Origin of the sequence: Prevotella sp. OH937_COT-195 (assembly GCF_003932845.1) — a bacterium.
GTDB lineage: Bacteria > Bacteroidota > Bacteroidia > Bacteroidales > Bacteroidaceae > Prevotella.
On the sequence record NZ_RQZH01000002.1, the window covers coordinates 218,277 to 230,985 of the forward strand.

The 12,709-nt window shown below is 47.3% G+C and carries 12 protein-coding genes; 8 read left to right on the plus strand and 4 right to left on the minus strand.

The window, feature by feature from the left end; translation table 11 throughout:
* Positions 1 to 3 precede the first annotated feature (3 nt).
* The 3 genes from EII32_RS02015 to EII32_RS02025 all read right to left on the minus strand — a co-directional run bounded on the left by EII32_RS02015 (position 4) and on the right by EII32_RS02025 (position 4,462).
* Positions 4 to 1,068 carry a bifunctional 3-deoxy-7-phosphoheptulonate synthase/chorismate mutase type II gene (locus tag EII32_RS02015; RefSeq protein WP_125233811.1) on the minus strand — a complete coding sequence of 355 codons (1,065 nt, stop codon included), beginning with the start codon at positions 1,066 to 1,068 and terminating at the stop codon, positions 4 to 6.
* Between the two features lie 153 nt (positions 1,069 to 1,221).
* Positions 1,222 to 3,546, minus strand: coding sequence for a C10 family peptidase (locus EII32_RS02020; protein ID WP_125233787.1), 2,325 nt, complete (start codon positions 3,544 to 3,546; stop codon positions 1,222 to 1,224).
* A gap of 61 nt (positions 3,547 to 3,607) precedes the next feature.
* Positions 3,608 to 4,462, minus strand: a complete 855-nt coding sequence (locus EII32_RS02025) for a tetratricopeptide repeat protein (RefSeq protein ID WP_125233788.1) — start codon at positions 4,460 to 4,462, stop codon at positions 3,608 to 3,610.
* Between the two features lie 588 nt (positions 4,463 to 5,050).
* Here EII32_RS02025 and EII32_RS02030 point away from each other — a divergent pair.
* The 8 genes from EII32_RS02030 to EII32_RS02065 all read left to right on the plus strand — a co-directional run bounded on the left by EII32_RS02030 (position 5,051) and on the right by EII32_RS02065 (position 12,389).
* A complete protein-coding gene (locus EII32_RS02030) occupies positions 5,051 to 5,524 on the plus strand; it encodes a hypothetical protein (RefSeq protein WP_125233789.1) in 474 nt (157 codons plus the stop codon).
* Positions 5,525 to 5,640: 116 nt separating this feature from the next.
* A complete protein-coding gene (locus tag EII32_RS02035) occupies positions 5,641 to 6,558 on the plus strand; it encodes a hydroxymethylpyrimidine/phosphomethylpyrimidine kinase (RefSeq protein WP_158611105.1) in 918 nt (305 codons plus the stop codon).
* A 147-nt stretch (positions 6,559 to 6,705) separates the two neighbouring features.
* Positions 6,706 to 7,581 (plus strand): pyridoxal 5'-phosphate synthase lyase subunit PdxS, encoded by an 876-nt coding sequence (pdxS, locus tag EII32_RS02040; RefSeq protein ID WP_125233791.1) that lies wholly within the window; start codon positions 6,706 to 6,708, stop codon positions 7,579 to 7,581.
* 7 nt (positions 7,582 to 7,588) lie between these two features.
* The gene (gene pdxT, locus EII32_RS02045; protein ID WP_125233792.1) at positions 7,589 to 8,134 is read left to right on the plus strand and encodes a pyridoxal 5'-phosphate synthase glutaminase subunit PdxT; all 546 of its coding nucleotides are present in this window, start codon (positions 7,589 to 7,591) and stop codon (positions 8,132 to 8,134) included.
* 194 nt (positions 8,135 to 8,328) lie between these two features.
* Positions 8,329 to 8,685 carry a hypothetical protein gene (locus tag EII32_RS02050; RefSeq protein ID WP_125233793.1) on the plus strand — a complete coding sequence of 119 codons (357 nt, stop codon included), beginning with the start codon at positions 8,329 to 8,331 and terminating at the stop codon, positions 8,683 to 8,685.
* Between the two features lie 65 nt (positions 8,686 to 8,750).
* Positions 8,751 to 10,889: a TonB-dependent receptor gene (locus tag EII32_RS02055; RefSeq protein WP_125233794.1), complete on the plus strand. Its 2,139-nt coding sequence runs from the start codon at positions 8,751 to 8,753 to the stop codon at positions 10,887 to 10,889.
* A 77-nt stretch (positions 10,890 to 10,966) separates the two neighbouring features.
* Positions 10,967 to 11,719 (plus strand): DUF4625 domain-containing protein, encoded by a 753-nt coding sequence (locus EII32_RS02060; RefSeq protein ID WP_125233795.1) that lies wholly within the window; start codon positions 10,967 to 10,969, stop codon positions 11,717 to 11,719.
* A 193-nt stretch (positions 11,720 to 11,912) separates the two neighbouring features.
* The gene (locus tag EII32_RS02065) at positions 11,913 to 12,389 is read left to right on the plus strand and encodes a DUF4625 domain-containing protein (protein WP_125233796.1); all 477 of its coding nucleotides are present in this window, start codon (positions 11,913 to 11,915) and stop codon (positions 12,387 to 12,389) included.
* 103 nt (positions 12,390 to 12,492) lie between these two features.
* Here the strand turns inward: EII32_RS02065 and EII32_RS02070 are convergent.
* Positions 12,493 to 12,709, minus strand: a 217-nt coding sequence (locus EII32_RS02070) for a hypothetical protein (RefSeq protein WP_233582284.1), incomplete at its 5' end; no start/stop codon positions are given.

Consider the following 12,709-nt stretch of genomic DNA (forward strand, 5'->3'; position numbering starts at 1 on the left):
CATCTATTTGTTAATAACCTCAATCTGCTGTCTGACGCTCTCTTCGTGTATTTCCGCATATATTTTTTTCACGAAGTCTGCATTCATTCCGCACATTTCGCCTTGCACACCGAGTTTGTCGAGAATTTCGTTGTACCTCCGTGTCTGAAGTACGGTTATGTTATGTTCCTTCTTGTATTGTCCGATTTCGCGGCATACGCGCATTCGTTTTGCGAGTATTTCCATAACCTGTTCGTCGAGTTCGTCAATATGTTGTCGCAGTTGGGCAATTCTCCCCGTTTCATCGGCTGCGTCACGTATTTTCAGATTGGCTATTATATTTCCGAGGACATCCGGTGTTATTTGCTGTGCCGCATCGCTCCATGCCTCGTCAGGTTTGCAGTGGCTTTCTATTATCAGTCCGTCTGTTCCGAGATCCATTGCTTGTTGGCACAGTGGAGCAATCAGTTCGCGTTTCCCCCCGATGTGCGACGGGTCGAATATCACAGGCAGTTCGGGTATCCTTCTTCGCAGTTCGATTGGTATTTGCCACATCGGTTTGTTTCGGTATAACGTCTTGTCGTAACTCGAGAAACCTCTGTGTATTGCCGCGAGCCGTTTCAGTCCGCTGCCGTTGAGCCGTTCGAATGCTCCTATCCACAATTCTATGTCCGGATTTACGGGGTTTTTCACGAGCACCGTGATGTCTGTTCCGCGCAGCGAGTCTGCCAATGCCTGCATTGCAAAGGGGTTTGCAGTTGTTCTTGCTCCCACCCACAGCATGTCAATACCGTATTTCATTGCCAGTTCTGCGTGTTCCGGTGTTGCCACCTCGGTTGTCACCATCATTCCCGTTTCTTCCCGTACTTGCTTCAGCCATGCCAGTGCCGGCTCGCCGTGTCCCTCGAATCCTCCCGGTTTTGTGCGCGGTTTCCATGCTCCTGCACGGAATATACGGAATCCGTTTCGTGCCAGTTGCTTTGCGGTTGTCATTACCTGCTCCTCTGTCTCTGCGCTGCACGGCCCTGCTATTACGAAAGGTCGTTTCGTTTCTTTCGGCAATTTCAGACTCTCCAAGTCAAGTTTCATGGTTTGTTCTCTTTTTTCTGTCAAATACTTTTCGGCGGGGTATATTCCCCGTGTAATTGTAAAGTCCCGCCTCAACATGTTTGAAGCGGGACTTGAACGTATCCTTTGTTTCGTCTTTTGCCGCTTGCGGCTGTTACGAATATCGTTTACGGATTATTTTTTCACGTGTTTTTTACCGTTCTTGATGTAAATGCCACGTTGCAGGTTGTCTCCGTCGGTGTTTACTTTCCGTCCCATAATGTCATGAACGGGTACGTTGTCGTTGTTCTGCACTGCTGTTTCCGGTGTCTCGATTGCATTCGTATTGGCATCTTTTGCAGTGAATACATACTCTTTTGCCTTTACATAATCGTTGAACTCGTACGAGAATATGAGTGCGTATTTCTTGTCAATGGTAAGTTTTTTGAATTCGAACGGTATTTCCATGGTTGCGCTCTTTTCTATTTTCACCGGCTTCTCTATTTTCTTTTCAATAGTGTTCATACCATTTTTCTTGCGGCGTGCAAGTTGTATGCGTATTTTTCCGATGTATGCTTTCTCACCGTTGTTTTTGATTACGAGATTTCCTTTTGCAACGTTTGAATACACGAAATTATCCATTCCCTCACTATTGCAGTCTTCAATTACAAAGTCGGACTCCAATTTCGGTTCTATACCTCCGAGTTTGTGGGTCTCGTCGGAGATGCATGAATTGTATTCTTTGTCGTATGCGAGAATGAACCGGTAGTTTCCGTTACGCTTCGGAGTGAACTTGACAACGACCGTCTTAGTTTCTTTGGCATCTGTTTCGAATTTCACTTCTTTCTTGATTATGTCTTTTACGTCTTCGCTTTTTGCCATGAATGAGAGTACGCACTCCCTAGTCTCGTCCTTTTCGTTGACTATGGTGTATGTTGCAGTCATCTCTTCGTGTATTGCCGTAGGGTCGCTCAGTTCCATCTTGTCAACGTGCAATTCTGCAAGCGGGTACATCACACTTTTCAAATTTCCGTCTGTGTCGAGTGTAGCTTCTACATAGATATAGTCTGTCGCGTCGCCGGGCTGCCATTTCTGTGCCGAACTCAGTTTACAGATGGGGAACACTTTGTATTTTCCCGGTGTATTGATTAGTTGTTTAAGATCGTATTTTACGCTTTTTGCATATGTCAAACTATTAAATTCGTAACTGTATTCTTTTTTTAGTACCACTATGTTTCCGTCATTGTCATAGCAGCCGATACCCAAATCAAATGAGTTTTTGTTGGGTGTAAAGTTGAAATAAGAACAGTCGATTATATTGTTTTTGAGCGAGTTTATGTGCGAATCCATGTATTCCTCGAACTCGCCTTGCTCTCCGGTAGGCTTCTGCATGCCGATTATTGCGTCCTGTTCGATTGAAAAGCCCTCGTTTGTCGATGCCGAACCTGCGCTCGAGGTGTTGTCCGGATTGAGTATCGTGATGTCAAAGTAGCCATCGCTTGTACTGCTCCAACCCCAGTTAACATGGTAGAAACCGTCACTCTTGCGATAACCGTCGATTACGAACGAGTGTCCCTCATTCTTTGTTGTCACTCCACTGTACACCACCGGGCGACCTTCTGCGAGTTCGTTATATATGATGTTGTTCCACACTTCGAGGTTGAAATCGTCTCTGTTTAGCAGACGTGTCTTCTTGTCGTAGCCAAAATATTTTCTAAGTGCATACGGTTGGTAGAACGAGTAAGCACCGGAACCTTGATAAGAGTAACTCATCTCTATGCTGTATCCGCAGTATTGCATGAGTGTTGCCACTGCTTTGTCAGGGTCGGGTGTGAACCGGCTGTATGTATCTTTCATTTTCTCCCACTTGAAAGTGGTTTCGGGAAGACCGTCGAGCGTTCTCTTCAATGTTTCCGAGTAGTATGACGGAATCTGCTTACATGCTTTTTCCGGCCATTTGTGATGGTACATCACTTGTGCCATTGACGTGGCAGCACATCCCGTGTAGGAGCGATTATAGCCGTCCTGAGGACACAGTCTGTTGTAAGGGGAACCCTGATCCCATTCCGATTTCATAATTTTAGGAATGTCGTTCTTTGCTTGTCGTGCAGTTAGCGAAATGTTTCTCGGCGTGTAACCTTCCGGTTTGCTTGCCACATATTTTACCAATCTTGCATACATGTCAAGTATCGTCTTCATGTTCTCCGGCATGTTCTTTGTGTCAAGACAGCCGTTCTCGCCATATCCGAATACCTCCGGCAGTCGGTCTTCCCCGCTTATTATAACGAAACTATTATTTTCTTCGGCATTGAATACATAGTAATCTTGTATCGTAGTGGCATCTGTTATAACACCTTTTGTTACGTTGCCTGCCATTTTTACGGCTTTCACGTTTTTTTTACTGTTCTTGTTCATAAACTGCAGAGCCTTTTGACGTGCCTCTTTCGGCGTTACCGGTCCTGCTATTGCCGCAATACATAAAAGCATTGCAACCCCGATTGAGTAGAATCTCTTCTTCATAAAAATAAAAAATAATGATTTAAATGCCTTGTTGTGATATGATGTGAGTGTGATTTCTTATTTAAAATCCGTAAGGATTATTATCCTTGTATGCCTGTTCCATCTTCTTTTCGATGTCCTCTTCGCCCGCCGTGGGTAGAATCTCATCGGCTTTCCGCATGTCTTCATCATGCCCGTCTTTGTCTCCCCTTGCAAGTTTCAATGCAGCTCTATTCCTGTATGCTTCTGTCGAGAACGGGTTTACATCGAGCACTTTGTCGTATGTTTTCATGGCGTTGTTGTCATTTCCTTTCGCTTTCTCAAGCCTTGCTTTGAGCAACAGCACTTCTTCAATGTCTGCATGGTGTTCCATCAACCATTCGGCATCTTCCGAGGCCTCGTCAAGTTTGCCGTTTCCGAGCAACGTCTCGCCGCGCAGAAGGTAGGCATCGCTATAGTCGTTGCGCAGGCTTATTGCCTTTGTCAGCATTGCGATTGCATTCGTGGTGTCTCCCTGTCCGATGCAGGCTTGTGCGTATAAGTACACGATTTCCGGCATGTCCTTGTCTATAAGCATTGCCTTTTCGCAAGAATTTGCCATGGCATTATAGTCGTCCAACATATATGCTACATTCGCCATTCGCATGTATATTCTAATATTGTCCGGCTCTGTTTCCGACAATTTTCTCAGGTGCTCGTATGCCATGAGCAGTTCGCCCTTGGCAATCAGTGCCTGACTGAGATAGTCGCGTGTCTCCGGGTCGTCTTTTATTTTCAGCGCATGCGACAAGCATTTCACGGCATAATCTGCATCCCCTTGTGTCAATGCCTGCTTGCCGTCATATTTCAGCACGTCGAAATCATGTGCTTCCGAGTCTTGTTTTTCCTCTTCGGGAGTCTTTGTTTTTCCTCCGAACAATGCTTTAAAAAAGTTCATTTACAACTGTTCCGTTTTTTATTCAAGGCGCAAAGTTAATCAAAAAAAGATTTATTTTGCCGAAACAAAATGTTAATCAATTTAAAAACAAGGAAAAAGAATTGCTTGTTTCAGGTTAAAAAATGCTTGTAAATTTGTAAGTATGCCGATAATTTTATATATTTGCATCATGAGAGATATGTTTACCGGCTACGACCTAAGTCGGAGATTGTTTAACCAAATTCGGGGAATAGGCACCGAAATAATAAAAAATATGAGGAGGTTTTGCCATGAAAATTAAGCCGAAATGTCACAATCAGGAAGATTTCGAACTTGACAATGTGTATAATGACGAGGACGAAATGTACAAGGAATACTCAAATTCCACGATATGGTACTCTTGAAACAGTTCAATAATTACGATTGAGAATACCGCGGTTGGACGATTATACGGTCACGCCGCGGTATTTTTTTGTCGTAACGTTAATTCGTTCCATCACGTTGCAGACTAAAATCAATAAATGAAGTCAATATTAAAAATATTTCATGTTAATTTTGGCGGTTAACGACTATTCGTTTAAATTTGCAGCCGTATTTTATATAATGATAATGAAAAGATTGTTGTTTTTTTTCGCATTCATCGTTACGAGCACAGCCATGAACGCGCAGAACGTGTTGGGATTTAACTTCGGAATGACCGTGGAAGAGGCCTCCGAGGTGGAAATAGAATGCGACAGTATAATAATAGACGAGGAAGCCAATTCTCTGTTGATAACAAACGTGGAACGCAACGGTACAGACTATGACCTGATGATAGTGCAGTTCGATGATGAGGGCAGACTGTCCACCATTACGCTCGGTGTGGAAGTGAAAGACCTTGCAGAGGCAGCAGCAATGCAGAAGCGTATAATAAGCGGTGGAAACATCATAGAGAATGACGATGACAACGAGTTGGCAGGTGCCAAAATATATATAGTAGATGAAACGAAGAATGGCGAACCCGACTATATCATTAGCATTATGCGCGATGAAGAAGACCGAACACTGTCCGTTGTCGCCACTTATCCGCGCGATTGGGAGTAGGGCGGCACGGAAGCAATGAGCGGTTTGGCAAATTGACTGGCAACGCGTAAAAACGGGGAAGCAATTTGGTTGTTCCCGTTTTTTTTGTTTCCTTTGCAAAATATAATATGTATAATATGGAAAAAGGACACGCTGACAGACATGTGCTTACAATAACGGGCAGCGACGGAACGGGTGGTGCGGGCATACAGAGCGACATAATGACCATTGCGGAACTTGGCGGTCTGCCGCTTACTGCAATCACTACGGTAACGATGCAGAACACTCTCGGCATTCAGGAGTTTTTCGACCTGCCCGCAAACGTTCTCGAACAGCAGGTGGAGGCAATAATGGACGACATCAGTCCCGATGTTGTCAAGATAGGCATGCTGCGCAACGAGGGGCAGGTAAAAGCCGTGGTGCGAATGCTGAAAAGGTACGCCCCTCGCTGGATTGTTTACGATCCGGTAGGCACCACCACCCGTGGCGAACGCCTGTATTCGGAAGAACTCTCGGAGGAAATTACCCACACGCTGCTCCCTATGTGCCACATCGTGGTGCGCGACCTCAACGTGCAGAGTCTCGTTGACTGGGAAAGGCACGGCATGCGCAGCATTTTCTCGGCATCGATAGCAGCATATCTTGCTCAGGGAATGACAAAGGAGAATGCAGTCAGCGAGGCAGCGGCATACGTCAACAGGCAAGCCGCATTGGCAGGCAACATCGAAGGGCGCGGGGCAGAACTTTACAACGAGTTGCTCAACCTCATAGCCGAATACCACGAGAGCCACAGCGATGTACAGTATTATGCCGACAAGATGAACGTAAGCAGCCGCTACCTTGCTCAGGTGACAAAACGCATGGCGGGAATATCACCCAAGTCGCTCATTGACGAATACCTCCTGAAACACATCAAGATAGCCCTGCAAAGCACCGACCGCACCATTCAGGAGATAGCATGGCAGTTCAGTTTTACATCGCAGTCGCATTTCACCAAGTTTTTCAAGAAGATGACGGGCGAAACCCCCACCGAATACCGCGGCAGACAAGAATAACCATCATACCTTGATGCCTGCGCCGATGTTTCACACGGCATGATTTTTTGAACAAAAGCGAGTTGTTATTGTCAATAAGGGAACACTGTTTGGCAGACTGCTCGTTTTTTCGTTCCTTTGCAAAAACTTTTAAATCTACAAATAAAAATGAAAGAGAACAGACAACAACTTAACCGCCAACTGGCACAGATGCTCAAAGGCGGAGTGATAATGGACGTTACTACCCCCGAGCAGGCACGCATAGCAGAGGCTGCCGGAGCATGTGCAGTTATGGCACTCGAGCGCATTCCTGCCGACATCAGGGCTGCAGGAGGCGTTTCGCGTATGAGCGACCCCAAGATGATAAAAGGCATACAAGAGGCCGTAAGCATACCGGTAATGGCAAAGTGCCGCATAGGACACTTCGTGGAGGCGCAGTTGTTGCAAGCCATCGAGATAGACTATATCGACGAGAGCGAGGTACTTTCGCCGGCAGACAATGTTTACCACATCGACAAAAACCAATTCGAGGTGCCGTTCGTGTGCGGTGCCAAGAATCTCGGCGAGGCTCTGCGCCGCATCAGTGAGGGTGCAACGATGATTCGTACCAAGGGAGAGCCGGGCACGGGCGACGTAGTTCAGGCCGTTACCCACATGCGAATGATACAGGCAGAGATGCGCAGAATAGCCAACATGAGCGAAGACGAACTTTACGAGGAGGCAAAGCAGTTGCGCGCTCCCTACGAATTGGTGCGTTATGTACACGACAACGGAAAACTGCCTGTGGTAAACTTCGCGGCAGGAGGCATCGCCACACCCGCCGACGCAGCGTTGATGATGCAACTGGGAGCAGAAGGCGTGTTCGTGGGCAGCGGTATCTTCAAGAGCGGAAATCCCGAGAAACGCGCACGGGCAATAGTTCAGGCAACTACAAACTACACCGATGCCAAGATGGTTGCAAAACTTTCCGAAGACCTCGGCGAGGCAATGGTGGGCATCAACGAGCAGGAGATACAACTGCTGATGGCCGAAAGAGGAAAGTAATTGATATATGAGAATTGCAGTTCTCGCACAACAAGGTGCTTTCATTGAACATGAACAGATGCTCGGCAGACTCGGAGTCGAGACTTTCGAGGTGAGGAAACCAAGCGATTGGAATCAGCCGAAAGACGCACTTATAATCCCCGGTGGAGAAAGTACAACCATGATGCTTCTGCTAAAACGTCAACAGATGTTAGACCCGATACGCGAAGCCATATTGGGAGGACTGTCCACCATGGGGACGTGTGCCGGACTTATACTCCTCGATCGTAATCACCTCGGCACCATGGACATACTCGCACGGCGCAATGCCTACGGCAGACAACTCGGAAGTTTCCACACATTCGGTACGCTGAAAGGTATTGAAGGCACTATACCCATGACCTTTATACGCGCTCCTTACATTGAGGAGGCAGGCAGCGAGGTAAGCATCCTCTCCGAGGTCGACGGCAAGATTGTCGCGGCACGGCAGGGAAAACAACTCGTAACGGCGTTCCATCCGGAACTCGACGATGACCTCTCGCTGCACAGGTATTTCCTCGACAGCATCGCATAGATCATCATGTATAACGCAAAACCGGCGGGATTGAAAAGCAATCTCGCCGGTTTTGCATTGCAATTCCGCCTAAATTGTAGTGTAATTCCGCCGGATTTGCTTTTCGTTCAAGTAGCTTTCATTGTGCTATATAATGTTAAATAGTATCCATGCCCACACCTTTTAACAAGTAATTTATTACCTTTGCAACCAATATGGCAACAGAGAGACGGCGCATATACATATCACGTTTGTTGCTGCTGGTGTTTTTGCCGGTGCTGATAGTGACGACGTTGCACATCCATGAAAATAGTGCGACGGAGACGTTGTGCGTTGATTGTGTCAACGACGCGCCTCATGCAGGGCATCTCTCAAACGGTAATATACATTTCGACAATTGCCTGCTGTGCCAGTTCAGCACTCTGCCATATCTTGCGGCAGTTGCCATTATCGTTCTTCCCTTTGTACTTAAAGGGCAGATTTTGCCGTCACGCCGCCATGTGTTTGTATTACGGCATGCGGCATTACAAAACTTCCGACGAGGTCCTCCCGAGGCAATATCCATTTTTTAGTTTTCCATTAACGGCATTGTTAAATGTCGCAATGGGGGTATTGTATCAATATAGGACGTCTGTTTATGAAACAAATAATGTATGCAGCCGTACTGTTTGTCGCAGCCTTGCCGTCATACGGTAGGACAGACAATGACAGTTCGGACACCATAAGAGGTGGCAGCGTGCAGGATGTCGTCGTGTTGGGAAACCATGCCCGGCGCAGCCTGCAGATGAAATCGTCGCAGAATGTTGTGAGTGTGAGCGACGATTATCTACACGCAAACCTCGGAGGAAGTCTCATGCAGAGCCTCCGAACCATTCCGGGGGTTAAGGCAATGAGCATAGGCTCGGGCGAGTCTAAGCCATCCATACGCGGATTGGGTTTCAACCGCATGGCAGTTACCGAGAACGGTATCAAGCACGAGGGGCAGCAATGGGGCGAGGATCACGGACTGGAGATAAACCAGTTCGACATCGACCGCGTCGAAATAGTTAAAGGACCGTCGGCTCTGCTATACGGTTCCGATGCCATCGGCGGAGTTATAAACCTTTACAGCGACCGCGTGCCCGACCGCATTTTGGAGGGTAAGGCTCGATTGTTCGCGCACAGCAACAACGCCTCGCTCGGTGCGGCGGTGCAACTTGGCGGTGCGATGAAAAACGGGCTGTACTGGAAAGCGACCCTCTCGGGAAGCGACTATGCCGACTACCGTGTGCCTGCGGACAGCATACAATATTATTCCTATTATATAAAACTCCACAAACACAGACTTCGCAACACCGCGGGGCGCGAAATCGGCGGCAGTGTGATGATGGGCTATCGTGGCGAACGTTTCTCAACAAGTCTGCGCTTATCAGACACCAACGGCAAGAGCGGCTTTTTTGCCAATGCTCACGGATTGGAGGTGCGCTTGTCGGAAATAGACTACGACAGTTCGGAACGTGACATATCGTTGCCTTATCACTCGGTAAACCACCTGAAAGCCGTGAGTCACTCGGAACTGCACATGCCTAAAATGCATCTTTTTCTCGACCTGTCCTTTCAGCAAAACATGCGCAAGGAAAAGTCGGAACCGGTGAGCCACGGCTACATGCCGATACCGCCGAACTCGCTCGAACGCAAATTCAGCAAACAAACATATACCGTACTTGCGGGGGCAAAGATTCCGGTGGCAGGCAGCCACAACATAAGTATTGGGGCGAGTGCCGAACTGCAGCGCAACAAACGCGGGGGATGGGGATTCATAATTCCCGATTTCCGCAATGCCACGGTAGGGGCGTATCTATACGACCGGTACTATGTTTCGGAAAAACTGATTCTGAATGCCGGACTGCGGTATGACGTTACGCGTACCCATATATACGCTTACCGCGACTGGTTTGCCACGCCGGAGAACGGTGTCGATGTGTTTAAGGAAAGGTCGGTAAACCGAATACTGAATTTCGGAAGTTTTACATGGTCGGCAGGCGTGAACTACATCGCCGGCAACTGGACTCTGAAGGCAAATGCGGGCAAGGGATTCCGTACCCCGATACCAAAGGAATTGGGTACCGACGGAGTTAACTACCACATCTTCAGATATGAGAAAGGAAACGCCGACCTCGACCCGGAAGAATCGTACCAAATAGATGCCGGCATCAACTGGCAGGGCCGATGTCTGAACGTTCAGATAGATCCCTATTTCAACTATTTCACCAATTATATATATATGAACCCCACATCGGGTTATTACGAGGGGTTGCAAGTGTATAATTACAGTCAAGGCAAAGTGATGAGATGGGGCTGCGAACTGACCGCGAAATACGAATGGTTGCCGTGGATGGAAAGCGAACTTACCGGCGAATACCTGTATGCGCGCCAGCAATCGGGCGAGAAGAAGGGTTACACGCTGCCTTTCAGCAGACCGTGGAGCCTGGGAGCTTCGCTCAAGTGGAAAACTCCCGAAACGGAGGACGGCGGAGGGGCGTATGCACAGGTGACATGCCAATTCACGGGACGGCAGAGCGAGATTGTGCCTCCCGAGAAACCTACCCCCGGTTACTATTTGATAAACATGTCGGCAGGAAAGACGTGGCACCTGAAAGGCGCGACACTGACCGCCAACATGCAGTGTAACAACCTGCTCAACCGCAGGTACTACGACCACACCAGTTACTACCGGCTGATAGGCGTGCCCGAGGCGGGGCGCAATGTCAGTGTGTCGGTGGGACTGGAGTTTTGAAAAACAAAACAGAGAAAATTTTAAAGTGTCCGGCGAAAGCGGGGCATCAAACATTAATTTAGTAAAATAAAAAAACAATGAAAAAGTTCATCATTTCAGGAGCGGCACTGCTCCTTTCGGTATTCGCAATTACGTTGACATCTTGCTCGGACGACAATGACAACAACACCGGCAAGGCACCGGTAGTAAAACTCGAGGAAGTGGGTCACAAGAACAGCAAGGAAGCAATTGCAGGAACCGACTTACATCTCGAAGGAGAAATACTTGCAGAGAATCTCATTAAGAACATCGAGGTGAAAATTGCAAATGAAAAAGGTGACGTTCTGTTAAAAAAAGATTTTAACGGCAAGGAGTTCGTGGGAAAGAAAAATACAAATTTCCACAAACACATCGACATTCCTGAAACGGCTGCCGCCGGAAAATACATCCTTACTTTTACCGTGACAGACAATGCCGGCCTGTTTACCACGGTTAAAGAGAATCTCACCATTAAAAAGGCTGCTGCCAACGAGCCGACGGTAGAACTGAAAGAAGTGGGCGAGGGAAACAGTAAAACAGTCATGGCAGGTAAGAGTCTGCATCTTGCTGCGCATATCAACGCTCCCAACAAGATAAAGAAAATCGTGGTGGAGATACACAAAGAGGGTAGTGAATATGAGAAAGAATTCGACCTTAGCAAAAACTATGTAGGTCAGACACACGCTCATTTCCACGAAGAATTGGCAGTTCCCGCCGATGCTCCCAAGGGTAATTATCATCTCCATTTCACCGTGACCGATGTCAATGGTGCATCTACCACCGAGGAGTGTGAGGATCTGCAAATAAAATAACCATTCGTATTTGTACGGGGGAAGTTTTTGAGTATCGGCAGACATGGCGTGATGACAGTGTCCGACCGCATCTGACCCATGTCTTTTGCGACAGCATATCGCTGTCATTGCCGCCATGACTGTTGTATACCGAAACCCTGTGACAAGTCATCTTCAAAAGATGAAACGATACGAAATTAAAATAATAAAAGATATGAAAAGATTGCTATCGGGAATTTTGGCGGCAATGGCAATAATTGTGCTTGCCGCATGCGGAAGCGATGACGAACTGCCGGTAAAGGATATGGAGAAACCTACGATAAGCAACGACAATGACTCTTATCCGCAGAACTGCCAAGTTTTTAATCGTGGCGAGGTAGTTCCGTTCCGCTGCACGTTTAAAGACAATATTGAACTTGGAAGTTTCAATGTTGAGATACACAACAATTTCGACCATCACTCGCACAGCACTTCCGCCGGAGATTGTGAAACCGACCCCAAGAAAACCCCGTTAAAACCGTGGGTGTATAACAGCAGCGAGAAGATACCGGCAGGCAGACAGTTGTACAAAGTAATAATAGACATACCAATACCGACAGACATTGATCCGGGAGACTACCATTTCATGGTGCGCCTGACGGACAAAACCGGCTGGCAGGAGCTAAAAGCCGTGTCGATAAAGATAAAATAACGATTGCGGCATAACAATTAAATGCGATAGACCGCGATACCGGAAAACGGCACTGAAAACGATTGCAGAGGGTGCCGTTTTCCGGTATTTTGCTTTCAAGATGTCAAAAACCTGTTATCACAGTGTGTTTTTTAAACCCAAATCGGTCATTAGAACCCTCAACCGATTTTGTTCGATTGTTGGGCAGATGTACAGCCGTTTCATCGAAGGCGTAGCGGGCTACGTCGGGATGAAACGGCTGCGCAGATGTCAGCAAGCGGGCTAAAGCAGTCGGGAAGCGTAACGGCAATGGCAAATCTAAGCAAATGCGGTCTAATGAC